Origin of the sequence: Allomuricauda sp. F6463D (genome assembly GCF_023015965.1) — a bacterium.
In the GTDB taxonomy this organism is placed as follows: domain Bacteria; phylum Bacteroidota; class Bacteroidia; order Flavobacteriales; family Flavobacteriaceae; genus Flagellimonas.
Genome location: NZ_JALKAN010000001.1, coordinates 1,182,383 through 1,206,917, shown reverse-complemented (window position 1 = coordinate 1,206,917; position 24,535 = coordinate 1,182,383). Strand labels below are relative to the sequence as shown.

The following is a 24,535-nucleotide window of genomic DNA, read 5'->3' as shown; positions in this document are numbered from 1 at the left end:
ATGAAAAAGGTAGTGACCATTATATTTATCTTGACAAGTATCCTATCCAATGGCCAGACCTTGGAAGACTACTTTGAGATTGCTGCTGGGAACAACCCGGGGCTTCTTTCACAGTACAAAGATTTTGAGGCGGCGTTACAAAAGGTACCGCAGGTAAAGGCTTTACCAGATCCAAACCTGTCCTTTGGGTACTTCATCTCCCCGGTCGAAACCCGGGTAGGGCCCCAAAAGGCAAGGTTTTCACTGACTCAGATGTTTCCTTGGTTTGGAACCTTAAAGGCCCAAGGTGATGCCGCTGCACTTATGGCAGAGGCCAAGTACCAGTCTTTTTTGGATGCCAGGAACAAACTTTATTACGAGGTTTCAGCAGCTTATTTTCCATTGTACGAACTTAAGGAGTGGGTACGGATCGAAGAGGACAACATTGCCATTCTGGAATCCTACAGGACGGTTTCCAATACGAAATTCAAAAATGGCTTGGGATCATTGGTCGATGTCTTAAGGGTGGACGTGCTTTTAAAGGAAGCCCGGACGAATCTGGGTATCCTTAAACATAAGGAAATCCCCCTTTTGGCGTCCTTCAATAAACTATTGGACCGTAAGGAAGATGAACAAATAAACATCCCTGAGACCTTTGGGGTCAATGTACTGCCCATTGATTATGTCAAAGATTCCTTGGTAGTGGACCATCCGCTCTTGAATTCCCTGGAATTAAAGGTCAAGGCTGCAGCGGCATCCGAAAGGGCAGCCCTTAAACAAGGCCTGCCAAAAGTGGGGGTCGGACTGGACTATGTAATGGTTGATAAGCGTACCGACATGGTGGTTCCCGATAATGGCAAGGATGTATTGATGCCCATGGTTACCTTGAGCCTGCCCCTATTCAGGGGTAAGTACAGGGCAGCCGAAAAGGAGGCCCAATTGATGCAGGAAAGTTATGCACTGCAAAAAAAGGAAGTCACCAATACATTGAAGACCAATTATGAAATGGCCGTTTTTGACATAAGGCAGCAGACGGATTTGATTTCCCTCTTTGATGAACAGATCATGGAATCGGAACAAGCACTCAATCTGTTGTTCACAGCCTATGGGAATTCCGGGAAGGACTTCGAGGAGGTGTTACGAATGCAGCAACAATTGTTGAAGTATACTAAATTGAAAATAAGCGCATTGACGCAATATGAAATAGCGTTGGCCAAGTTTAACTATATCACGGCAAAAAAATAATCAGATGAAATCAGAAACACAAAAAATAGTAAAAATAGCCTTGTCCACCTTGGTTCTTGGACTTTTGCTGGGATGGCTATTGTTCGGGGGCTCCAAGGGCAATGCCACAGAGGAACACCAACATACTTCGGAAGTATCGGGAGAAACCATTTGGACCTGCTCCATGCATCCCCAGATCAGACAGACGGAACCGGGAGATTGTCCCATTTGTGGGATGGACTTGATCCCTTTGGAAAATGACAACGGTTCGGAACTGGACCCCATGGCCGTTAGCATGTCGAAAACCGCCATGCAGCTTGCCAATGTCACTACGGAAATCGTGGGCAAGACCGCCCCGGTCAAATTGATCGATCTTAATGGCAAGGTGGAAGCGGATGAACGATCGATCTATTCCCAATCTTCCCATATTCCCGGGAGGGTGGAACGGCTAATGGTCAATTTTACAGGGGAGTACATCAAACAGGGGCAGATCATCGCCTATATTTATTCCCCTGACCTGGTCACTGCCCAAGAGGAACTTTTTGAAGCAAGAAAGGTAGCGGACACCCAACCGCAGTTTTTTAATGCCGCCAAGGAAAAATTAAAAAACTGGAAGCTTTCCGACAACCAAATCGCACAGATACTTCAATCCGGGACCGTTAAGGAGGAATTGCCGATACATGCCGATGTTTCAGGCTACGTTACCGAAAAAATGGTAAACCTTGGCGACTATGTCAACAAGGGCAAGGCATTATATCAAATTGCCAACCTGAACAGCGTTTGGGTATTGTTCGATATTTATGAGTCCGACATGCCCTGGGTAAGGAAAGGCGACGAAGTGGTCTTTACCATACCCTCCCTCCCGGGCGAAAATTTCAAAGGCAGGATTTCCTATATCGACCCGGTGATCAATCCCATGACAAGGGTTGCCAAGGCCAGAATCGAGATCGGGAACACCGGTTTAAGGTTAAAGCCGGAAATGTTCGCTTCCGGAACCGTAAAAGCAAAACAGCCCATTGCATCAGAAGCGATAACCATTCCTAAGTCGGCAGTGATGTGGACCGGGGAACGTTCTGTGGTATACATCAAGAATACCACATCCAATGGGGTGAATTTTGTGTTGCGCGATGTCACCTTGGGACCATCGTTGGGAAATGGTTTCATTGTCAAGGAGGGGCTGCAAGAAGGGGATGAGATCGCGGTAAACGGGACCTTTAGTATCGACGCGGCGGCCCAATTGGCCGGGAAACCGAGCATGATGAATCCTGAAGGTGGGCCCGCCATGACGGGACATAACCACGGAGGCATGAAGATGGGGGATGACAAGGGTACAGGCGGTAGCGATCATTCGGAAATGGATATGGGGGATCCCGGCTTGGAAAACAAAACAGACCATTCTGATATGAACCAGCGAATGACGGCGACAGCGACTTTTAAAAACCAATTAAAACAGGTGTTGAGCGCCTACTTGGAGTTAAAGGATGCCCTTGTCAATGATAATGGTACCAAGGCAAATGCCGCTGCAAAAAAAGTGTTGTCGGCCTTGGAACATGTGGATATGAAACAATTGACGGACAAGAAGGCGCACGGCCATTGGATGACGATATCGAAGGAAATCTCCAGTTCGGCGAATTCCATTTCAAAGATATCGGATGTCAAGGTGCAACGCAACCATTTTAAACAGCTGTCCGCCCATTTATCCAATGGTATCAAGCTTTTTGGGGTGGATCAAAAGATATACGAACAGTTTTGCCCGATGGCCGATAACAACAAAGGTGCCTATTGGTTGAGTACGACCAAAGAGATCACAAACCCCTATTTCGGAGAGGCTATGTTGACCTGCGGTGAAATCACCGATGAAATGTAATTGAACAAATGTAAATGAATGAATGATGAAAATATTGAAATCTAAAATCTTGTTTTTTGTCCTAACTGCCTTGACGACCCATGTTTTTGGGCAAGTGGGGACAAATGGTGAGGACAGAAAAGAGGAAGGTAGACCCGTTCGGGAATACAATCTTGTACTGGAACAGAACAAATTGACCCTCGGTGGGGTCACTGCCGATGCAATGACCATCAATGGGAGTATTCCGGGACCGGTCTTGGAATTCAACGAGGGTGACTTCGCCCTGATCAACGTGACCAATAAGATGGATGTGGAAACCTCCGTACACTGGCATGGATTGATCTTGCCCAATTTTTATGACGGGGTTCCCTATTTGACCACACCGCCCATAGAACCTGGCACAACTTTCCAATATCGGATTCCGATCAACCAATCAGGTACCTATTGGTACCATTCCCACACCATGCTGCAAGAGCAAAAGGGGGTGTATGGCTCGATACTGATCCATCCCAAGGAAAAGACGTTGGACTACGATAAGGATTTGGTCGTGGTGCTCTCCGATTGGACGAACGAAAAGGCCATGAACGTGCTCCGAAACCTTAAACGGGGAAACGAGTGGTACCAGGTCAAAAAAGGGACCGCGGTGCCCTTGAGCAGGGTCATCAAGGAAGGTGCACTAGGTGCACAACTCAAATTTTGGCGAGATCGTATGGAAGGAGCGGATATTGCGGATATCTACTACCCCGCATTTTTGACCAATGGGAAAACATTGGCCGAATACCCTGATTTCAAACCAGGGGAAAAAGTGCGGCTCCGGTTCGTCAATGCCTCTGCCTCCACCTATTATTGGATGGATTTCGGTGGCGGTAACCCCATGGTGGTTTCCGGGGATGGTGTCGATGTGGAGCCTGTTTCCAAAAGTCGTTTTCTTTTTGGCATTGCCGAGACCTATGATGTCATCGTGACCGTTCCTGAAGGCACTTTGGAGGTAACGGCCACGGCACAGGACGGCTCCGGGCATACCTCGTTGCATTTAGGGCAGGGAACGCTTTTTCCCGCAACGACCATCGATAGGCCCGACAAAGTGGCGATGATGAAACAAATGGCCCAAATGGACATGAAAATGGGAGCTCCGGCAATGGCCGGCAACAAGAAGAAAAATACACCCGAATATTTGATGCAAAAGTATGGGATGCAGATGGACATGAAGGATGGCAGCATGGATATGGGTATGCACAATGGGATGTCGATGGATAAGACCGAAATGAGCGGTCAAAAGGATAAACCCATTGCGAAGATGGATGATAAAAGGCCTATGAATGCGAATGAAGATCATAGGCACATGGAGATGGATAAAAAGATGGGGGATATGGCAGGAATGGAAAAGGATTCAACGTCAATGAAATCCACCGGACATAAGGACAAGATGGAAAACCCTATGGTTCAGACTATGCCAATGATGCAGAAAGACACTTCAGCTTTTGATTACGATACCCGTAAAACGTATTTCAACTATGACTTCTTAAAAGCAAAGGAAAGTACTACCTATAATGCCGATCTGCCCGTCAATGACATTCTGTTGAACCTGACGGGAAATATGCAACGGTATATCTGGAGTATGAACGGTGTGCCACTTTCAGAAACCGATAAGATCAAGATCAAAGGTGGGGAAGTAACCCGGATCACCCTCAACAACCTGACCATGATGCACCATCCGATGCACCTCCATGGGCATTATTTCAGGGTCATCAATGAGAATGGTGAAAAGTCACCCTTGAAACATACGGTCAATGTGCCGCCCATGCAGAAAGTGGTCATCGAATTTTATAATGAAGAGTACGGGGATTGGTTTTTCCACTGTCATATCCTCTACCACATGATGGGGGGCATGGCCAGGGTTTTCAGTTATGATACCCCAAGGGATCTGAGGATGAAGGATTTTCCTGTTCAAAAGTTGGTAGATGAAACTGACCATTATTATGCTTGGGGTGCTGCCAGATTGGGTTCCAATTTTAATGAACTCTTCCTTGTTTCAAGTAATATCAGGAATGAATTTGGGGTACGGGCAGAATTTGACTACGACCAAAATGCCGAGGTGGAAGTCAATTATAACAGGTATCTCAATGACTGGGTACGGGTCTATGCAGGGGTAAACACGGAAACCTCCATCCCTGATTCCTATGACCGTTTCAATACAGTGGGACTGATAGGGGTCAAGTATTTTACCCCATACCGCTTTAATATGGATGTGAGTATGGACCACCAGCTGCGTCCAAGAATAAGGTTGGATAGGGAACTATTGCTTTTTCCCAGGATTTTCCTCGAGGGGGAATATGAATTTCGGGCCGATTTTGGATGGGTCAACGATTTGGGGAATTCATCCTATGAAAGTGAGACCCAATGGCTGGTAGGGGCCTCCTATATCCTTTCACGTAATTTTTCAATCCAGGCCAATTACAACAACCGATATGGTTGGGGCGGAGGCCTGCTAGCCCGTTTTTAAATGGCAGAATACAAAAAAAATAGCCTGAGTCTGACCAATACCATTGCTTTGGGAACCGGTGTGATGATCGGTGCGGGAATTTTTGCGCTCTTGGGTCAGGTTGCCGAACTCTCCGGCCAATGGTTTCCCTTTGCTTTTTTAATCGGGGCAGTCATCTCAGGTTTCAGTTCCTACACCTATGTCAAAATGTCCAATACCTACCCCTCTGCCGGGGGCATTGGCATGTACCTCAAAAAGGTTTACGGTAAAACGGCCTGGACCGCTACCGGTGCACTGCTGATGGCCCTTTCCATGGTCATCAATGAGAGTTTGGTGGCCCGGACGTTCGGGACCTACGTATTGGAGCTTTTTGATGTGGAGTCGAAAGGATTCTGGCCCCCGATCCTTGGGGTATTGTTGTTGATCACAGCCTTTATTGTCAATGTGATGGGAAACAAAGCTATCGGGGGATCGTCCTTGGTCATGGCCATACTAAAAATCGGCGGGATAGCGGTTTTTGCCATTGGTGGCCTTTGGGCAGCTGGATTTACCTTTGATCAGGTCGTTCCTTCCCAGTCCTTGACCGAGCATTCCCTGGTGGATTATTTGGGGGCATTGGCACTGTCGATATTGGCCTATAAGGGTTTTACCACCATTAACAATAGTGGGGATGAGATCGTCGATCCCAAACGTAACGTGGGACGGGCCATTGTCATTTCTTTGGTGATATGTACCCTGGTCTATCTCATGGTGGCATTTGCGGTCTCTTCCAATCTTTCCATCCAGGAAATCATTGCGGCCAAGGACTATTCGCTGGCCGAGGCATCCAGACCCGCTTTTGGAAAATATGGGGTCTGGTTCACCGTTGGTCTGGCGATCATATCCACCGTTTCCGGGGTCGTTGCCAGCATTTTTGCCGTTTCCCGGATGACCACCATGCTCACTGAAAAGGAATTGATACCACATCGACATTTTGGGATTCCCGGGGACATACAGAAACATATGTTGGTGTATACCGTGGTGATTGCCATAGGGCTCACCATGTTGTTCGATCTGAGCCGGATCGCTGCATTGGGGGCCATCTTTTATTTGATCATGGATATCGGGATCCATTGGGGGGTCCTAAACAATCTACGAAAGGAAATCGGTGCAAATCCCATTATCCTCATTACGGCCCTTGTGCTGGATGTACTGGTGTTGGGCGCCTTTATTTGGTCAAAGGCCGGTAGTGATCTTTTGGTGGTCATTGTTGCCCTGGTATTGATGGTGCTTATTTTTTTCGGGGAACGATTGTTTTTGGGGAAAAAGCGTACGGTCGAGGAAGAATAAGGGTAGAGTGCTTGCGTGGGAGAAATGGAAAATTAGATGAAAAAATTAAAATAGTAACAATAATGGGGGATAATACAAATATGCCGACCCCGGGCAATCAAAATCAGGAATTAATCTTAAAATCAATTACAATGAAAAGAACAACAGTTACATTAAGTACAATTGCCATTGCGCTATTGACCGTTACCGTGATTTCCTGTAAGGACGGTAAGAAGGAAACAAATGACAAGGAAGGAGCCCATATGGAGATGGGAACGGAAGAGGGCCATCACCATGAGAGCTCTGCGGGGGAAATGGACCACGGGACCATGGACCATGATATGGGTTCGTCCGATGCACAGGGCACATCTGTGATCGATAGCTACCTCCAACTGAAGGATGCCCTGGTGGCGGACAATAAGGATGAAGCGGCCAAATCGGGCCAAGCCTTGGCCAGTGCCTTGGGCAGCTTTGATATCAGCGTATACGATGAACAGCAACAGAAGGAGCTGTCCGATATCATTGAAGTGGCCAAGGAACATGGGGAGCATATCGCCAAAAGTGATATCGGTCACCAACGGGAACACTTTGAGGGACTGGGCAAGGATATGGTCGATTTTATTGCCATAACCGGGACTTCCAAAACCTTGTACCAACAATTCTGCCCCATGTACAACAACAACCAAGGAGGAACGTGGCTCAGCGCAAGTAGCGAAATCCAGAATCCATTTTTTGGAAGTAAGATGTTGACCTGTGGTAAGGTGCAAAAGGAAATCAATTAAATGAAAGTACTGAAAATCATAGTATTGGTAGTGCTGTTGGGATTTGTGGGCATCCAGTTTGTGCCCACAGATCCCAACTTGAGCGATGTGGTTCCCGATACGGACTTCATGTCGGTGAACCAGGTTGCCAAGGATATCGAACACGATTTGCGGGTATCTTGCTATGATTGCCACAGTAACAACACCCAATACCCGTGGTACAATAAGGTCCAACCCATCGCCTGGTTTTTGGAAGAACACATAAAAGAGGGAAAGGAAGAACTCAATTTCAATGAATGGGGCGACTATTCGGATCGAAGAAAAAGGAGCAAACTAAAGTCCATCGCAAGTCAGATCGAAGACGATAAGATGCCCCTATCTTCCTATACCCTGATCCATAAGGATGCAAAATTATCGGTGGAAGAGAAAGAACGGATATTGACCTTGGTAAATGATCTAATGGAAGAATTGGATAATTGAAAATGACATGGAAATTACCCTAAAACCGGGACAAACGATATTGCTATTGTTGTTGGTCATGTCCGGTTACTATGAATGAGGAAATAAAGTCCTGAAAGGGAGGGGAACACCCAAAGTTGATTGGTTGGTGAGTTAGTTAGTTAATCGTTCCCTTCCCTTGTCAGGCACTAATGGAAAAAAAGGATGAAAGATTGTTGTCGTGACAATGGACCTGTGCAGCCGAAAAAGGCCATTTTAAAAAAATGGTTGGCCCATATCCTATATGGGATCGTCATTTCGATTGTCCTGGGAGCCTTTATCATACAATATATACTAACCTAAACAATGTTAAAACAAACCAATGAAACGTATTACTTTACAGATTTTTCTAATGGCCGTATTTCTCACAGGGACAAGCTTTGGCCAAACAAACCCTAACAAGGAAAACCTAGACCAGGACAGGGCCGCTGTGCTGCGGATAATGGAAAGCTACAAGGAGGCCCTGCAAAATTTGACCACGGAAGGCACCTTGGAGCTTTTTGCGAAAGATTCCGAAGTTTTTGAATCCGGGGGCGTGGAAGGCACCTATCAACATTATCTCGACCATCATATAGGTCCAGAACTTGGACATTTCAACAGTTTTAGGTTTTCGGATTATACCATTGAAGTGAAGGTGGAGCTACCCTTTGCCTTTACTACGGAAAGCTATGTCTATACCATTGGCCTAAAATCGGAAAATGGAGGTGAGGCCAAAACAATCAGCAGAAAAGGGGTTGCCACTGCCATCCTTAAAAAAACGGATGGGGAATGGAAAATTGTAAAGATGCATAACTCCTCACGGAACAACGGGAAGAACTAATGGTCGGAAGAAAAACATCGATGAAGGTCAGAAAGATACATAGATATCTTGGCCTATTTATTGGGATCCAGTTCCTAATGTGGACCATCAGTGGACTATATTTTAGTTGGACGGACATTGACGAGATCCATGGAGATCAATTCATCAAGGAGCATCCGGACCAGTCAGAATTTGGGAATTTAATTGCTCCCAATGGACACGGGAACGTTAAAATCAAATCTTTGGAAATGAGAAATATAGGGGGAAGTCCCTATTATTGGATCAATGGTGGGGTTTTGATGGATGCACAAACGGGGGAGATCAAAAAGGGTATCGATGAACAACAGGCCTTGGCCGTTGCTTCACAGTATATGTTGCCCGAACTTAAGGTCAAAAGTGTCGAAAGACTCACCCAAACAGGTGGGCAGCACGAGTATCGTGGACGTCCATTACCGGCCTATGTGATCACCTATGAAACGGATGAAAACCTTAAAGCGTATGTCTCAGAGACCGATGGGTCGTTTCAACGTGTAAGGTATCGGTCCTGGAGATGGTTCGATTTTTTGTGGATGACCCATACCATGGACTATGAGGGACGGGACGATTTTAACACCATGGTTTTACGGATTTTTTCCCTGATGGGATTGATTACCGTTTTGAGCGGATTCTTGTTGTGGTATGTCAGCTCACCAACGATCAGAAAATTATGGAAAAGGCGATAGTTCAAACACATTGACATACTTATTTGGCAAAGGACTCCTGTTAGGAGCAAATAGTTGACTATTGTGCCAGTTGAACCATTTTGGGAAAAATGAGCGAACTTAGGAGGCAAAGGCGAAAGAAAAAAAGGGGTCTGGCGAAAAAGAAACGGGATCCGGCCAAGAATAGAAAGGAAAAAAGAAAGAAAATCCTTGGCATATTGGCCTTGATATTGATCGTTATATTGGCAGTGGTCGTCATTTTTTTGAAGGCCCTGTGGAAATTCACTGCATGATATGGAAGTTGGGTCCAGTAAATCGAAAGATGTGTTGTACATCAAAAACATGGTCTGTCCGAGATGCATCATGGCCGTCAAAGGTATTTTGGACGATGAGGGCATTCCCTATATGAATGTGTCGTTGGGTGAAATAACCCTCAATGGGAAAATCACGCCTGAAAAACGGGAAGGTCTCAACGAACGACTTGAGAAAATTGGATTTACGATCATCAACGATCGTAAAGGTCAGTTGATAGAACAGATCAAAAACCTAGTGATTGAGGCGATACACTACACCGGACCCATGGAAAAGGTCAAATGGCCCGAATACCTTTCCGATGGATTGCATCTTGACTATAAGTATCTTAGTTCGCTGTTTTCCGCGGTGGAAAGCATTACCTTGGAGCAATATATCATCAACCAAAAGATTGAAAAGATCAAAGAGTTTCTTGTTTATGACGAATTGGGCTTAAAGGAAATAGCGTTTCAATTGGACTATAGCAGCGTTGCCTATTTAAGCAACCAATTTAAAAAAGTTACTGGAATGACACCTACACAATTTAAGAAAAGTGCCATACAAAATAGAATATCGCTTGATGATATTTAACCTCTACCATTAAGGGCGCAATACCTTTCCAAGGAACCAGCCTCCTAAACGCTATTTAAAAAACACCTTTCTTCGCAAATGGGTCAAGGTTTGTTTTTTTTCAAACAACGCCCTTATACAGAAAGTGTTACTTTTCCCATACGTGTTGGAACCAACATTGTTGATTCTAGGTGTAAAATTGTTAAAATAAAAAATGATCACAACATGAAAAGAAGATACCAAATAGAAGGAATGACTTGTGATGGCTGTAGGGGGCACGTTGAAGAAGCTCTTTTCAATGTGGCCGGTGTAGCCGATGTAGCGGTCGATCTAAAAAACGCAGAAGCTACAGTGGAGTCGCAATTTGAGGTCCCCCTTGAAAAGCTACAAAAGGCATTGGAAAATAAGGGGGGTCAATATAAAATACAAGCGATGAACAAAGCCAATTGAACCGATATACGATAACTGGAACAGGTAAATTGTCAGGCCTACAATTGGAATGGAACAATTCAATACTCGAAAGTCAAGGAATAATCACAATAACCAGATAAAATTTGCACAATGGAAGATAGTCAAAGGAAATCCAATAATTATTTAAAGTTTTTTGCGATGATTGGTACTTCAATGGTCGCCATGTTTTTTTTAATGTACACCCACTCATATCAAATCATTGATCATTTTTGGTATAGTGAGACTAGATTTTTCATGACTTTGATCATGGGGGGATCGATGATCATTATTATGCTACTATATATGCTACAGATGTATAAAGACCGACGCAAGAACATGTCAATATTAGCCTTGGGTGTTTTGTTGATTGCAGGTGGGATATGGCTGGTCAGGAGTCAGGTTACCGTTTCAGGAGTCGACTACATGGAAGGAATGATACCCCATCATTCCATTGCTATTTTGACCAGTGAACGTTCTCAAATAAAAGATGTCAGGGTACGGGAGCTTGCCAATGAAATTATCAAGGCACAACGCAGGGAGATAATGGAAATGCAGTGGTTGATAAACGACATCAAGGAAAATGGAATAGTGGAAACCGAAGCAGGAAAAGAAAAGCGGCCTATTCCTAAATTCGAGGGATCTCTTAGGGAAGAAACAAAGAATCTGGCCGAATGAGAGGCGATTATTTACTACCAATATTCTTGTTTTGCCCCAAGTTCACTACAATGGTTTGTCCTATCGAATATATTCTAAACTGATCGGGGCAAATTCTCCAAAAAAGATTGACGTGGGCGAACCTGATTTCATAGATGTTGCCGAATTCTATAAACCACTCACCAATTATAAGTACTTGACGAGGAAAGATAAAAGTTGATTTTTCGGAAAATTCTACAACTCTTTCAGTAAATAACGTAACAGTCCATTTTAGGTCTATTCTGAAATTTGTACCATACAAATTGGAGTAGAAAATGGATGCAATCGATATTATTGAGGACACCGAAAGGAAAGCGAAGACGGTGTCAAAAAAATCTTTCCCGGTCACTGGAATGACCTGTGCTGCCTGTGCATCCAGCGTGGAATCCATGCTGGGCCATACCGAAGGGGTCTACAATGCCAGTGTCAACTTTGCCAACAGTACGGTCCTTGTGGAGTATGACAGTGCTATGGACCTAAGCGATCTTCAAAATGCGGTACGTCAAATCGGTTATAATATAATTGTGGATGCCGAGGATCCTACCGAAGTACAGGAAGAGCTTTCGAAAAAGCATTATGTATCCATAAAAAAGCGAACCCTTTGGTCCGCTATTTTGACACTTCCCATTTTCCTTCTTGGGATGTTTTTTATGGATTGGGTCCCGGGTAGGTGGATTTCGTTGGTACTTGCCGTTCCTATCCTGTTCTGGTTTGGCCGAAGCTTTTTCATAAATGCCTTCAAACAGGCCAGATTCGGTAAGGCCAATATGGATACCTTGGTCGCACTCAGTACGGGCATTGCCTTTTTGTTCAGTGCATCCAATACCTTTTTTCCTGAATTTTGGCTCAGTAAAGGCATGGAACCCCATGTATATTATGAGGCGGCCACAGTGATCATCACCTTTATTTCATTGGGGAAATTATTGGAAGAAAAGGCGAAATCAAATACATCCTCCGCCATAAAGAAATTGATAGGGTTGCAGCCCAAGACCTTAAAGGTGATAGCAGATGGGGAGGAAAGGGAAATCCCTATTTCTTCGGTTAAGGTAGGTCAAACGATTTTGGTTAGACCGGGAGAGAAAATCCCTGTGGATGGAACGGTGTCCAAAGGAAGTTCCTATGTTGATGAAAGTATGATCACGGGCGAACCCGTCCCTGTAGAAAAGACAAAGGATGAAAAAGTTTTTGCCGGTACCGTAAACCAAAAAGGAAGCTTTCAGTTTGTAGCTGACCGGGTGGGAGGGGAGACCCTTTTGTCCCAGATCATCAAGATGGTGCAGGAAGCACAGGGGAGCAAAGCGCCCGTACAAAAATTGGTGGACAGGATTGCCGGTATTTTTGTTCCCGTGGTAATGACGATTTCACTGGTGACATTTATCACCTGGATGTTCCTGGGAGGTGAGGACGCTTTTACCCATGCACTGTTGACCGCAGTTGCCGTATTGGTAATAGCTTGTCCCTGTGCGCTGGGTTTGGCAACCCCCACGGCCATCATGGTGGGAATCGGCAAGGGGGCCGAACACAATATCCTCATCAAAGATGCGGAAAGTTTGGAGTTGGGTTACAAAGTAAATGCCATTGTCCTGGATAAAACGGGAACCATAACAGAAGGAAAGCCAGTGGTGACCGATATGGTCTTTGCGGACCATGTGACCGATCACAGGGCCCTGGAGCAAATTTTATATGCCATGGAAGGACAGTCCGAACATCCCTTGGCTGAAGCCGTGGTCTCCTTTTTAAAAAATAGAAAGGTAAATCCGGTCGAAATTTTGAACTTCAATAGTATTACAGGAAAAGGTGTTCGCGCTGAGGCATTGGATGGAACCCAATACCTTGTGGGCAATCATAAGTTGATGGTCGAAAAAGGAATCGCCATGGATGACAACCTGGGGCACATGGTCGAAGGGTTAGAGCAGGAAGCCAAAACGGTCATATACTTTGGCGGTGGAGGCAAGGTGAAGGCGATTTTGGCCATTATGGATAGTATAAAGGAATCCTCAAAGGAAGCCATACGGGAAATGCAGGGGAATGGTATGGAAGTTTACATGATGACCGGTGATAACAAGATGACCGCCGAAGCCGTATCACAACAGGTGGGTATCAAAAGCTATGAAGCCGAAGTGCTCCCATCAGAGAAAGCTGATTTTGTGAAAAGGCTTCAAGAAAGTGGAAAGGTGGTCGCCATGGTGGGCGATGGTATCAATGATTCGCAGGCACTTGCCCAAGCAGATGTCAGTATCGCGATGGGCAAAGGGTCCGACATTGCCATGGATGTCGCGAAAATGACCTTGATCACCTCTGATTTAAATGCCATTCCCAAAGCGTTGAAGCTCTCCCATAAGACCGTTATAGGTATAAGGCAAAATCTTTTTTGGGCCTTTATATACAATATCATTGGAATTCCTATAGCTGCAGGGCTGCTGTATCCGATCAATGGATTTTTGTTAGATCCGATGATCGCTGGTGCCGCTATGGCCTTTAGCAGTGTATCGGTCGTATTGAACAGTTTGAGGCTTAAAACGATTAAACTATAGTAATTTTCTAATTTAAAATCGATGAACATGAGTACATTACAATTCAAATCAAATATTAAGTGCAGTGGGTGTGCCAATACCGTAAAACCATTTTTGGATAAGGTGGATGGCGTGACCGATTGGTCTGTTGACTTTGCCTCCCAAGACAAATTGTTGACCGTACAGACTACAAGTGCCACGGAAGAGGAAATCACTTCTGCTGTTGAATCGGCTGGATATCATTTGACCAAGAAATAAAGGAATGTCCAGAAGAATATATTAAATGGTTCGAATAGGGTTGGGGTTACCTTAATCCTATTCGGGTTGTATAAGTTTATTGGATTTTTCTACACAACTTCGGTATAGGCATGGTCATTGGTAGTATTGAAAACATCGCAAGATTCAGGTATCACTGCAATCAAAACCTCTAAACTTGATTGTGTCAATCATGTAAGGTGGACCAGTAATGGCTTGGCTGGAACACCGGTGGCAAAAATCTAAATCTTGTAATTTATACAGCTAGTTTAAAAATGACAATCAAAGTTCTTATTATATCTGCTTGTCGATAGGGCGAATAGATACTCATCTTGTTTGTGATGAGATTTTGAACTCACAAAAATTCCTTTGTCTATTTTGATTTAAAATTAAATAAAACAAGATGGTGTGGTTTGATTTTAAATATCGATATTTACGTTGTGAAAATCATTATTTCACACGAAGATGTCCTATGGGATGTCCTATTTTGGGAAAATCGACATAATATTCTGGATATTAATGGGTTAGCGCCTCTTCAAGAGGTCTGTCATCCCGACAAAAAGGGTGTCAAAAGACACCAAAATTGTACTATTCAGATGAAAACCAAGGATTTAAATTTTCCTTGGTTTCATTTTGTATAGTTTTGAAATCATAATCGAAGGTGTTCTATTACGTGTCCTATTTTAGAACCGTATGTAGCCCATAAAAACACGTTCAACCTGTCGCAATAGACTTTTCACAGCGATTTGGCTTTCGTTTAACGGATTCAATAATCTTTAAAAACGAAGGTGATGAAAACAACACACACTTTTATTGTCCATTTTTGGCTAAAGAAAAAATCGGTCAAAAAGGACGGAACTATTCCTATCTATGCCCGCGTTAGGCTCGATGGAAATTCGAAGGACATTAGTACCATAGAGTCCATTCTTGAATCAAATTGGTGCCTATTGGCGGAAAAGATAAACAATAAGGTTAAAAATGCAAGCCTGACAAACAATGTATTGGATGATACCTTATCAGGGCTTAAAACTATATAACGAACTTTTTTTCAGTAGTTTGTATTTATGCCGGTTCTAGCTGTTAAACATAGATTTTTGGGAGAAGACAGTCCTTTAGCGACCCTCAATGATTTTTTTAAATATCATCGTAAAAATGAGGTTATAATGCTCAAAAGCGGCGCAGCAGAGAACTATAATGCCACTGAAAATACCTGCAACGATTTATTTAGACAAAGTACAGAACAACGCACATTAATCTTGGTCAAATAAATTATGCCTTTGTGCTAAGTTTTGAGAATTACCTTCGTACGTGCACACTGCTATTAAAACCGAAACCTCTAGGTAACAATGGTATTATGAAGCATATGAAACGTTTTAAGAAAATGGCAAAAAAAGACCGGTAGTAACCTGGACAAAGTTCTTATCTCTAATTTATTATATAAACTATCTTTAACAATGTTAAAAATTCGTCGGTATGAAAAACAAAGAAAAAGAAAAATTAGAAAATAAGGTCTTGTCCGAGACCTTGAATATGGACGAGAACCACATCAAGAAACTGAAAAAAAAGTTGGCCAAGATAGAACCCAGGTCGGAAAGAGGAGGGGAGACCTTGTTCAGGTTGGTATCTAAAAATCATTATACACTGAATACCATGATCGACCGAAAATCCCATATCCTAATCACCATCAATGCCCTGATACTTTCTATCATCATTGGCACCGTATTGGGGCAGCTACAAAAAGATCCCCACCTTATTTTCCCGGCTATCATGATGTTGCTCACCAACCTAATCTCAATAACCTATGCCGTTATGGCCACAAGGCCCGAACCAAAGCATGGGGGTGCTACCACGGAAAACCTATTGTATTTTGGGAATTTTCGGGGCATGGATGAAAACGAATATACAGAGCAATTGGTGGAATTGATCTATAGTGGCGATGAGCTGTACAAGTCCATAGCCAAGGACACCTTCTATTTGGGTAAGTCCATTGACAAAAAACATGGCTACCTGAGAAAGTCCTTTAACCTATTTTTGATAGGAGTCATCCTTTCTGTGTTGGGATTCATTGTCTGCCATGTATTTTTTAGCGATCTATTTTTTTAGATACAGAGGCTGAGGTGATGACTCGATATCCTTCTTCATATAGTGCGGAGGCGCACTTTCCACTTTGGTGAAAAAGACTAGGGCGAAAACAGCCCATCATAGAGTAACGCTGTATTGAATTTCATACTTGGCGGTGTTGCAAATGAATTTTGGACCCGCTGTAAGTTGATATTTTTCTTTCCGACTGTATATTCAATATAAATACCAATGGAATAAATTATCGGAATTCCTGTGAGCATCCCCAAGGTTTTTGTGCTCCATGCTTTTTTGTTCCAATCAAGGTAACGAAGTTATGACAGGGCAGAACATCTTGGAAGTTTCAAGTACTGTTCGACTTAAAAACTATGGAGCACATCACCAAGTGGTCCATGATAAATCTTTATGATAACAAACCAAAAGAAAACTGCCCTGCTTGTTTTTTCCCTCTCTAGGGAAAAGGAAATTGAACGTAAGGCCATTTTTCATGGGCATCATAAAAAAGGGAATAGGGTTTTGTTCCACCTATTGATCGAACAGACCAAAAAATTGGCCCATCATTGCGGCATCGATGCAATCTGGATGGATGAGCACCAGCAAACCGGGCCGGATTTCGCCTCACGCTTTACCAACGCTTACCAAAGGCTTTTTGATGAAGGCTACGAAAATGTGGTGTCCATAGGGAATGATTGTCCTGATCTTACTATTGAACTGCTGACCGATGCCGTAGCAAGTCTACGGAATAATTCAATGGTCTTGGGACCCTCCTCTGATGGAGGTGTTTATCTTTTGGGCATTAATAGGGCCGTTTTTGATAAGGATTCCTTTCACCGGCTACCATGGCAGATCGAGACGTTGCAACAGGGTTTGGAAACGTATGGGCAAACCCAAGATATTGAGGTTGAATGGCTCCAGGAGCTCAGGGACATAGATTCCTTTAAGGACCTGCGGGAGTATGTCCAGACCGGTCCATCAACAGTTGTAGCCCGATTGTTCAGGGCCATTATGGAATCCATGAGAATCATCGTATTCTCAATCTTCAAAGATGTTATACCATCCTTTTTCAAATATTCGCATATAGGCCTCAGGGCACCTCCAATCGTTTAATTGCTCCCCTTACATATTTTTATCAGTTCATGGCTTGGATGAAACCCATCAATAAGTAATAAAACTAATTATCTAATGAAATCACTTCTGATTGCAGTAATGCAATTGTTTGTGCTTGGTCTCTATGCACAAGAAAACAAATATACCTCCAGGGTATTGGATACCAATGGACAACCAATTCCCTATGTTGCCGTATATGAGGAGGGCACCCAAAATTATGCTACAACGGATGAGGACGGATTTTTTGAATTGGAGACCCCATCCCATAATTTTACCCTTCAAATTTCGTCCATAGGGTTCACGACCCAATATGTTCAGGTAGTGAATCGCCAATTGCCTATGGAACTAACCTTGATGGCTTCACAAGAACAGTTGGATGAAGTGGTCGTAACCGCTCTAGGCATTGAAAAGGCCAAACAGGCATTGGTGTCCGCCGTATCTACGGTAAGTTCCGACAAGTTGGTCACGGTACCACAGACCAATTTGGTAAACAGTCTGGCAGGGCAGGTTGCCGGTGTTCAGATTACCAATGGTTCCAGTGGAGTGGGATCTTCCTCCAGGATCATTATCCGTGGTGAAAACTCCCTGAGCGGAAGCAACCAACCGCTTTTCGTGGTGGATGGTGTTCCCATTAGCAATGAACAGATTACAAGTGATTTGGTAAACAATGGGGCTTTACAGGAAGTGGATTTTGGCAATGGCAGTTCCGAGTTCAGCCCGGACGATATTGCCTCCATTTCTATTTTGAAAGGTGCCGGTTCCGCTGCCCTTTATGGTGCAAGGGCCGCAAACGGGGTGGTCGTTATCACCACCAAACGGGGCAAAAGGGCCGAAGGTTTTGGAGTGAGCATCAACAGTAATTTCACTATCGAGACCCTACTGACCTTGCCGGAGTATCAAAATGTGTACGGATTGGGCTCCAATGGGGCCTATGCCTTTCAAAATGGTGTTGGTGGGGGAATCGGTGATGGTGGGATCAGCAGTTACGGTCCACGATTGGACGCCGGACTTTTGATCCCCCAGTTTGATAGTCCCTCTATGGATGTCAACGGGAATCCGGTACGTGCAGGGGATGTCATAGCAAGAACCCTTCCCGATGGTTCCTTTACCCCGATAACACCGACTCCTTGGGTGGCACGGCCCGACAATGTGCGGGATTTCTTTGAAACCGGGATTACCTATCAAAACAATATAGCCATCAGCAATAGTGGGGAGAAGGGCAGCACCCGTGTTTCCTATAGCAATTTGCGCAACGAGGGAATCGTGCCGAATACCGACCTAAAGCGGGACGGTATCGCACTGAGTTTGGATCAAAACTTGAGCGATAGGCTTCAGGTCAATACCTTTGTCAATTATATCTATACCCGAAGCGGCAACCGGCCGAATTTGGGCTATGGCTACGAGAATGTACTCTACGGTTTTAATTGGACGGGAAGACAGACCAATAGTGCATCGCTCAGGGATTATTGGCAGGCCGGGCAAACGGGCCGTCAACATTTTGACATCAATTACCTCTGGTTGACCAACCCCTATCTCACCCTATTTGAAAACACCAATAGTTTCGATAAGAACCGGGTCTTGGGCAATGTTTCGGCGACTTATGATTTTTCCGATCGCCTTTCCTTGAAAGTCCGAACGGGCTTGGATACCTATAATGAGGACAGGGAGTTCCGGCGGGCGGTCAGTACCAACGCCAATCCGTTCGGTTCTTTTCGCAAGGACAACCTACGATTTACGGAACTCAATATGGATTTTTTGTTTACCTATCAAAACAGCCTCAATCTCGATTGGGACTATACCCTTACCGTCGGAGCCAACCGATTCGATCAAAAAATCAATTATTCCTTTGCAGAAGCATCACAACTGGCCCTACCTGAAATCTATACCTTGGCCAATTCAAGGGCTCCTTTATTGGGGAGCAGCGAGAATCTGGACAAACGGATAAACAGTATCTACGGTACGGCGAATTTTGCCTACCGAAATGAAATGTATGTGGACCTGACCTATCGCAATGATTGGAGCAGTACGCTGCCCGATGGCAATAACTCGTTCGGATACTATTCGGCAGGTATTAGCTATATTGCCTCCAAAGCCTTGGAACTTCCTAATGCAATCTCCTTTTTGAAAGTCAGGTTGAGTGCCGCCTCGGTAGGCAATGATACCGACCCTTTCCAAAATACCCAGACCTTTCAGCTTAATGGCAATTATGGCCCCAACTTCAGGGTCACCAATGAAACGGTACTTAAAAACACCAATTTAAGGCCAGAACGGTTGGATGCCTATGAAGCTGGGCTGGAAGTATGGTTTTTGAACGGCAGAATACAATTTGAGGGCTCCATTTACCAGAATACAAGCAAGGACCAAATCATATCAAGGCCTATTTCAAATGCTACCGGTTTTAGCAGTTTCAACGAAAATGGGGGCAAGATAAGGACCCGGGGACTGGAAATGATGTGGAGCGCCTCACCCATAAGGACCTCCGATTTTACATGGAACAGTTCGGTGAACTTCAGTATGTTTAAAAGTGTGGTTACCGAACTCCCTACGGGGGTGGACCAATTTGTAACGGCTACCGCCAATGTGTTCAGTGGTAGTGGAGGTTCTAATACAGTGTTCTATATTGCCCGTGAGGACGGACGTGTAGGGGATATGTACGGTACCGGCTTTGTACAGATAGACGGGCAAGACCTTTATGATGCCAATGGACTGCCGGTACAAGATGCCAACCTGCGTAAATTGGGCAATTACAACCCTGATTTTACTATAGGGTTTAATAATAGCTTCTCCTACAAGAACTTTGATTTTACGATTTTGTTCGATTGGCGCCAGGGCGGCACCATTGTTTCCAGGATTAAGGCCTTGGGGAGTACCTCGGGGGTTTTGAAGGAAACCTTGTTGGGACGTGAAGGTGGGTCTGAGAGCACGCAGTTTGTGGATGGCAATGGCATAGTGGGCCAAGGGGTAGTCAATGTGGGCACTGAAGAAAGTCCAGAGTATGTTCCCAATACCACGGCTGTGGCGGCCAGTAGGTTCAACAACGCATTCTATGATCGGGGAAACGAAGCCAGTGCCCTATATGACGCCTCTTATGTCAAATTACGACAACTGAGTATCTATTACACCTTCCCAAAACGGATGGCAAATTCCATAGGGGTTCAGAACCTTAAGATCGGACTTATTGGCAGCAACCTATTGCTGTTCACGGAAAACCCACACTTTGACCCAGAGCTGAATTCCCTCCAAGAACGCAATATTGTGTATGGCGTGGAGGACTTTTCCTATCCATCGACCCGTAGTTTTGGGGTAAGCCTTAAGACCAATTTTTAAACATAATCCCATGAAACATATACAATCGATCATAATTTTCGTATTTGGCCTATTGATAACAAGTTGTACCAATGATTTTCAGGCTATAAATGACAACCCGAACGCACCCCAAGAAGTAAGTCCCGAGTTCTTGTTGACCAATGTTTTGGCGGCCGAGAGCAATGAGCATACCTATAATCAAGGATTAATGTTGAATAATTATTTGGTGCAATTCAATGCGGATGTGGAGTTTGAGCGGATAGACCGGTATGAACTGGGAAGTAACAGTGGTTATTGGAGCCTGATCTATAGCTTATTGGCCGATTTGGAAGCAATGAAATCTTTGCCCGGTTATAACGAAGCCTATGATGGAGTGGCCGAGATCCTCCGAGGCTATCTCTTCTCCCAGCTTACGGATCTATGGGGCGATGTGCCCTACAGTGAGGCCTTAATGTTCAACGAGCTCAATTTTACGCCCGCCTATGATACCCAGGAACAGATCTATACCGACCCTGAAAATGGGATTTTGGCTCGCTTGGAAGCCGCTGTGGTTCAACTTCAGAACACTACAGAAAGTATTCAAGGGGATATCATGTTTGACAATGACTTGACCCAATGGATCCGGTTCGCGAATTCGCTCCAAGTGCGCTACTATCTCCGGATTAGCAAAAGAATCACGGATTTCAGTAAATTACAGGAATTAGCGGAAGGCGGAATGCTGATGCAATCCAATACCGATAATGCGACCGTGCCTTATCTGAGCGCAGCTCCTAATCAATTTCCCTTGTTCAGTGCATCCACCGGCATCTACCAGGGCCTTAAGATGAGCCAAACCGTGGAGCAAATTCTGAAAGAATGGGATGACCCTAGAATTGGAGTTTTTTTCAACCCCACACAGGAAAGTCTACTCACGGGCACCCAAGAATTTAAAGGGATGCCCAATGGATTAAGTACCCAGACCATTGGTGAACTGGGCATTGTGCTCAATGATGTATCCAACATGGCAGATCGCTTCAGACTGGTGCCAGATGGCGTGGACGCGCAGTTGATGTTATATTCAGAAGTGCAATTTGCCTTGGCCGAAGCAGTGGAAAGAGGTTATATTACTGGAGATGCCCAGATTTATTACCAAACTGGAATAGAAGCCCACTTTGAATACTATGGTACAGCCGTACCTGTGGATTATTTTTCACGTGAAGGGATAGCTCTGAATGGCGGTACGGATGAAAATCTGGAAAAAATTCTCACCCAAAAATGGCTCAGCCTTTTTATGGTAGGCCATGAAGCCTGGTTTAACATTAGGCGCACGGGTATCCCCGCATTGACCCCCGGCCCCGATAATTTTAACAATGACCAATACCCATCCCGTTATTTGTACCCAGAGTCCGAACAAGCTGTGAATAAGGCCAATTATGATGCTGCCGTATCCCGGATTGGAGGAGACAAAATCAATGTAAAGGGATGGTGGGAAATGTAAACATGTTTAAAAAAAGACAAATGAAAAACATCAAAAAGACATTGGGAATTTGCTTGATCATAGGACTTATGATTCCTATACAAGTGGAAGCCGGCTTGCCGGGTTTGACCCACCGAACGCCCCTTGATCAGGGCATTGTTAAAACATTGAAACAACGAACAGCACCCTTGAAAAAAAATGCCCTGCCAAAAAAAAAGAAGGTATGGATAGATACCGATCTTGCGGTGGGCATGAAGCGATATCATCGGGAGGGCTATAGTGATGTGGATGATGGGTATGCCCTGCTGCAATTGTTCAAGGCGGACAATATCCATATCACTGGCATCAGTGCCGTATTTGGGAATACCCGAATCGATGATGCCTACAGGCTTTGTAACCAGATGGTGGATGACTTTTCGCCTTACCCCATTCCCGTGTACAAGGGAGCAGGGGAGAAGCTGGATATTTCCAATGTATCGTCCAATGAAGCGGTGGAGGCCATGGCAGCAGCCCTGCGCAAGGAACCCATGACCATATTGGCCATAGGTCCGGCCACCAATGTGGGGCTGTTGCTGCTGCGCTATCCCGAGCTCGCATCAAGGATACAGGAAGTAGTTCTGGTCGCAGGGAGAAGAACGCCCACTTCATACTTTGAAATCGGCAACCCGGTACGGCATGCGCCCGACCTGAATTTTGACCTTGACAACGATGCCTTTCGCATTCTTTTTGAAAGGGGATTGAAGGTGGTGCTCTGTCCCTTTGAAATATCGAACAAGGTGTGGTTGACCGCCAAAGATCTTGTACAGTTGAAGAACGGTGCCACGGGAAATGATTGGCTGTCCGAGAAGTCGGGACCATGGCTGCAACAATGGGTGAATGCCGGGGATATTGGTTTCAATCCCTTTGATGTATTGGCCAGCCATTACTTGATTGCTCCGGAGGACCTTATCCTTGAGCCTCTTGTGGCTCGATTGGAGATTCATGAAAACGATTTGCAGCTGAGCGATCCTGAGCAACACTTCAAGCAATACCTTTTGTGCGATAAGGGCAAGGGATACCCCATCCTGTATTGCTATGATGTGGTACCGGATTATCATAAGCGATTGATGGAAAGCCTTCTGAAATCCAAATAACAATCAAAAACGTTGGAACAATGGAAATGATGACCAAAGATATCGACCATCTTGAAAACTACCTACGTGGACAAGCGTGGCTAAAGAAGGATGAACGCATAACCACGGTGGAAATCCCCGGAGCGGGAAATATGAACTTTACCTTGCGTATACGCACTGATCAAGGAAGTTTCATTTTAAAACAGAGCCGGGGCTATGTGGAGAAGTACCCACAGGTCTCCGCCCCTTCCGACAGGGCATTGCGAGAGGCTGAATTCTATACCATCACCACCAATGATGAATTCCTAAGGTCAAAGATGCCGAAACTCCAAGGGGTGGATGAAGAAAACCATGTGTTGAAGCTAGCCGATCTGGGCGATGGAGTGGACTACACGTTTTTGTATGAAAAAAATAGTATCCTGGATTTAGGGGTACTGGAGGAAATCATGGATTTTGCCGCCGCGCTGCATACGGGTTTCCACTGCGATGGTCGGGAAAAACGACTGCCCAATCGGGAAATGCGCAAGCTCAACCACGAGCACATTTTTGTGTATCCCTACCTAAAGGAGAATGGATTGGATTTGAACGGAATACTTCCCGGGTTACAGGAAATCGGGGATGCGTTTAAAGCGGACCATGCCCTCAAAAAAAAGGTATTTGGCCTTGGCGAACGCTATCTGGCCGATGGAAATGTTTTGTTGCATGGGGATTATTTTCCGGGAAGTTGGTTAAAGACCGACGAAGGCCTTAAAATCATTGACCCGGAGTTCTGTTTTTTTGGTGAACCCGAATTTGAGATAGGGGTGACTTTGGCACATTTGAAAATGGCGGGACAACCACAGGCCATCGTTGACAAGGCCCTTGCCATTTACACGGATAATGCTCCGATACAGGACGAAGTGTGCCTTCAGTTCATGGCAGTTGAAATGGTGCGACGCATATTGGGTCTGGCGCAGTTGCCCCTGAATCTGAATTTGGAAGAACGCACAACCCTGTTGACGGAGGCACGGATAATCTTGCTTGGACCCTAGATGTTTTCTAGTGGACACGGGTGACGGGTATAAGAAAAGGACCGGAAAATTTGATAAAATCCGTGTTGAGGATA

22 protein-coding genes are annotated in these 24,535 nt (G+C 44.8%); all 22 read left to right on the top strand.

The genetic code is table 11. The annotated features are described in order from the left end of the window. The 22 genes from MWU56_RS05305 (at nt 1) to MWU56_RS05205 (ending at nt 24,461) form a co-directional block, all read left to right on the top strand. Nucleotides 1-1,224 (top strand): TolC family protein, encoded by a 1,224-nt coding sequence (locus MWU56_RS05305; RefSeq protein ID WP_067035954.1) that lies wholly within the window; start codon nt 1-3, stop codon nt 1,222-1,224. 4 nt (nt 1,225-1,228) lie between these two features. Next, entirely contained in the window at nt 1,229-3,070 is a 1,842-nt protein-coding gene (locus MWU56_RS05300) for an efflux RND transporter periplasmic adaptor subunit (RefSeq protein WP_067035951.1), read from the top strand. A gap of 25 nt (nt 3,071-3,095) precedes the next feature. Then, entirely contained in the window at nt 3,096-5,552 is a 2,457-nt protein-coding gene (locus MWU56_RS05295) for a multicopper oxidase domain-containing protein (protein ID WP_036385870.1), read from the top strand. Beyond that, nucleotides 5,553-6,860 carry an APC family permease gene (locus tag MWU56_RS05290; RefSeq protein ID WP_247042850.1) on the top strand — a complete coding sequence of 436 codons (1,308 nt, stop codon included), beginning with the start codon at nt 5,553-5,555 and terminating at the stop codon, nt 6,858-6,860. A gap of 131 nt (nt 6,861-6,991) precedes the next feature. Next, nucleotides 6,992-7,621 (top strand): DUF3347 domain-containing protein, encoded by a 630-nt coding sequence (locus tag MWU56_RS05285; RefSeq protein WP_067035964.1) that lies wholly within the window; start codon nt 6,992-6,994, stop codon nt 7,619-7,621. Continuing rightward, the gene (locus MWU56_RS05280; RefSeq protein ID WP_036385864.1) at nt 7,622-8,080 is read left to right on the top strand and encodes a heme-binding domain-containing protein; all 459 of its coding nucleotides are present in this window, start codon (nt 7,622-7,624) and stop codon (nt 8,078-8,080) included. Nucleotides 8,081-8,420: 340 nt separating this feature from the next. Continuing rightward, a complete protein-coding gene (locus MWU56_RS05275; RefSeq protein ID WP_067035948.1) occupies nt 8,421-8,918 on the top strand; it encodes a YybH family protein in 498 nt (165 codons plus the stop codon). Then, complete coding sequence (locus tag MWU56_RS05270; protein ID WP_067035945.1) at nt 8,918-9,619, top strand: PepSY domain-containing protein; 702 nt, start codon at nt 8,918-8,920, stop codon at nt 9,617-9,619. The genes MWU56_RS05275 and MWU56_RS05270 overlap by 1 nt, the downstream gene beginning before the upstream one ends. 273 nt (nt 9,620-9,892) lie before the next feature. Next, nucleotides 9,893-10,480, top strand: a complete 588-nt coding sequence (locus tag MWU56_RS05265) for a helix-turn-helix domain-containing protein (RefSeq protein WP_036383511.1) — start codon at nt 9,893-9,895, stop codon at nt 10,478-10,480. A 204-nt stretch (nt 10,481-10,684) separates the two neighbouring features. Beyond that, nucleotides 10,685-10,909, top strand: a complete 225-nt coding sequence (locus MWU56_RS05260) for a heavy-metal-associated domain-containing protein (RefSeq protein ID WP_161594393.1) — start codon at nt 10,685-10,687, stop codon at nt 10,907-10,909. 111 nt (nt 10,910-11,020) lie between these two features. After that, nucleotides 11,021-11,584 (top strand): DUF305 domain-containing protein, encoded by a 564-nt coding sequence (locus MWU56_RS05255; protein ID WP_067035938.1) that lies wholly within the window; start codon nt 11,021-11,023, stop codon nt 11,582-11,584. A 293-nt stretch (nt 11,585-11,877) separates the two neighbouring features. After that, the gene (locus tag MWU56_RS05250; RefSeq protein ID WP_247042849.1) at nt 11,878-14,136 is read left to right on the top strand and encodes a heavy metal translocating P-type ATPase; all 2,259 of its coding nucleotides are present in this window, start codon (nt 11,878-11,880) and stop codon (nt 14,134-14,136) included. 27 nt (nt 14,137-14,163) lie between these two features. Next, a complete protein-coding gene (locus MWU56_RS05245) occupies nt 14,164-14,373 on the top strand; it encodes a heavy-metal-associated domain-containing protein (protein ID WP_051947607.1) in 210 nt (69 codons plus the stop codon). A 788-nt stretch (nt 14,374-15,161) separates the two neighbouring features. Then, nucleotides 15,162-15,407, top strand: coding sequence for an Arm DNA-binding domain-containing protein (locus MWU56_RS05240; RefSeq protein WP_247042848.1), 246 nt, complete (start codon nt 15,162-15,164; stop codon nt 15,405-15,407). A 57-nt stretch (nt 15,408-15,464) separates the two neighbouring features. Beyond that, entirely contained in the window at nt 15,465-15,638 is a 174-nt protein-coding gene (locus MWU56_RS05235) for a hypothetical protein (protein WP_247042847.1), read from the top strand. Between the two features lie 11 nt (nt 15,639-15,649). Further along, complete coding sequence (locus MWU56_RS16655; RefSeq protein WP_410548920.1) at nt 15,650-15,772, top strand: phage integrase SAM-like domain-containing protein; 123 nt, start codon at nt 15,650-15,652, stop codon at nt 15,770-15,772. 71 nt (nt 15,773-15,843) lie between these two features. Beyond that, on the top strand, nt 15,844-16,473 hold the full coding sequence (locus MWU56_RS05230) for a Pycsar system effector family protein (RefSeq protein WP_247042846.1): 630 nt from the start codon (nt 15,844-15,846) through the stop codon (nt 16,471-16,473). Between the two features lie 381 nt (nt 16,474-16,854). Continuing rightward, nucleotides 16,855-17,556, top strand: coding sequence for a DUF2064 domain-containing protein (locus tag MWU56_RS05225; protein ID WP_247042844.1), 702 nt, complete (start codon nt 16,855-16,857; stop codon nt 17,554-17,556). 75 nt (nt 17,557-17,631) lie between these two features. Then, a complete protein-coding gene (locus MWU56_RS05220; protein WP_247042843.1) occupies nt 17,632-20,883 on the top strand; it encodes a SusC/RagA family TonB-linked outer membrane protein in 3,252 nt (1,083 codons plus the stop codon). 10 nt (nt 20,884-20,893) lie between these two features. Beyond that, nucleotides 20,894-22,339 carry a SusD/RagB family nutrient-binding outer membrane lipoprotein gene (locus MWU56_RS05215; RefSeq protein WP_247042840.1) on the top strand — a complete coding sequence of 482 codons (1,446 nt, stop codon included), beginning with the start codon at nt 20,894-20,896 and terminating at the stop codon, nt 22,337-22,339. A gap of 20 nt (nt 22,340-22,359) precedes the next feature. Next, nucleotides 22,360-23,451 carry a nucleoside hydrolase gene (locus tag MWU56_RS05210; protein ID WP_247042838.1) on the top strand — a complete coding sequence of 364 codons (1,092 nt, stop codon included), beginning with the start codon at nt 22,360-22,362 and terminating at the stop codon, nt 23,449-23,451. A gap of 20 nt (nt 23,452-23,471) precedes the next feature. Continuing rightward, nucleotides 23,472-24,461, top strand: coding sequence for a phosphotransferase (locus MWU56_RS05205; protein ID WP_247042836.1), 990 nt, complete (start codon nt 23,472-23,474; stop codon nt 24,459-24,461). Nucleotides 24,462-24,535 lie beyond the last annotated feature (74 nt).

What these genes read in the sequence shown, in the direction of transcription:
- MWU56_RS05305 (WP_067035954.1), top strand. Translation starts at nt 1, where the DNA reads ATGAAAAAGGTAGTGACCATTATATTTATCTTGACAAGTATCCTATCC.
- MWU56_RS05300 (WP_067035951.1), top strand. Translation starts at nt 1,229, where the DNA reads ATGAAATCAGAAACACAAAAAATAGTAAAAATAGCCTTGTCCACCTTG.
- MWU56_RS05295 (WP_036385870.1), top strand. Translation starts at nt 3,096, where the DNA reads ATGAAAATATTGAAATCTAAAATCTTGTTTTTTGTCCTAACTGCCTTG.
- MWU56_RS05290 (WP_247042850.1), top strand. Translation starts at nt 5,553, where the DNA reads ATGGCAGAATACAAAAAAAATAGCCTGAGTCTGACCAATACCATTGCT.
- MWU56_RS05285 (WP_067035964.1), top strand. Translation starts at nt 6,992, where the DNA reads ATGAAAAGAACAACAGTTACATTAAGTACAATTGCCATTGCGCTATTG.
- MWU56_RS05280 (WP_036385864.1), top strand. Translation starts at nt 7,622, where the DNA reads ATGAAAGTACTGAAAATCATAGTATTGGTAGTGCTGTTGGGATTTGTG.
- MWU56_RS05275 (WP_067035948.1), top strand. Translation starts at nt 8,421, where the DNA reads ATGAAACGTATTACTTTACAGATTTTTCTAATGGCCGTATTTCTCACA.
- MWU56_RS05270 (WP_067035945.1), top strand. Translation starts at nt 8,918, where the DNA reads ATGGTCGGAAGAAAAACATCGATGAAGGTCAGAAAGATACATAGATAT.
- MWU56_RS05265 (WP_036383511.1), top strand. Translation starts at nt 9,893, where the DNA reads ATGGAAGTTGGGTCCAGTAAATCGAAAGATGTGTTGTACATCAAAAAC.
- MWU56_RS05260 (WP_161594393.1), top strand. Translation starts at nt 10,685, where the DNA reads ATGAAAAGAAGATACCAAATAGAAGGAATGACTTGTGATGGCTGTAGG.
- MWU56_RS05255 (WP_067035938.1), top strand. Translation starts at nt 11,021, where the DNA reads ATGGAAGATAGTCAAAGGAAATCCAATAATTATTTAAAGTTTTTTGCG.
- MWU56_RS05250 (WP_247042849.1), top strand. Translation starts at nt 11,878, where the DNA reads ATGGATGCAATCGATATTATTGAGGACACCGAAAGGAAAGCGAAGACG.
- MWU56_RS05245 (WP_051947607.1), top strand. Translation starts at nt 14,164, where the DNA reads ATGAGTACATTACAATTCAAATCAAATATTAAGTGCAGTGGGTGTGCC.
- MWU56_RS05240 (WP_247042848.1), top strand. Translation starts at nt 15,162, where the DNA reads ATGAAAACAACACACACTTTTATTGTCCATTTTTGGCTAAAGAAAAAA.
- MWU56_RS05230 (WP_247042846.1), top strand. Translation starts at nt 15,844, where the DNA reads ATGAAAAACAAAGAAAAAGAAAAATTAGAAAATAAGGTCTTGTCCGAG.
- MWU56_RS05225 (WP_247042844.1), top strand. Translation starts at nt 16,855, where the DNA reads ATGATAACAAACCAAAAGAAAACTGCCCTGCTTGTTTTTTCCCTCTCT.
- MWU56_RS05220 (WP_247042843.1), top strand. Translation starts at nt 17,632, where the DNA reads ATGAAATCACTTCTGATTGCAGTAATGCAATTGTTTGTGCTTGGTCTC.
- MWU56_RS05215 (WP_247042840.1), top strand. Translation starts at nt 20,894, where the DNA reads ATGAAACATATACAATCGATCATAATTTTCGTATTTGGCCTATTGATA.
- MWU56_RS05210 (WP_247042838.1), top strand. Translation starts at nt 22,360, where the DNA reads ATGAAAAACATCAAAAAGACATTGGGAATTTGCTTGATCATAGGACTT.
- MWU56_RS05205 (WP_247042836.1), top strand. Translation starts at nt 23,472, where the DNA reads ATGGAAATGATGACCAAAGATATCGACCATCTTGAAAACTACCTACGT.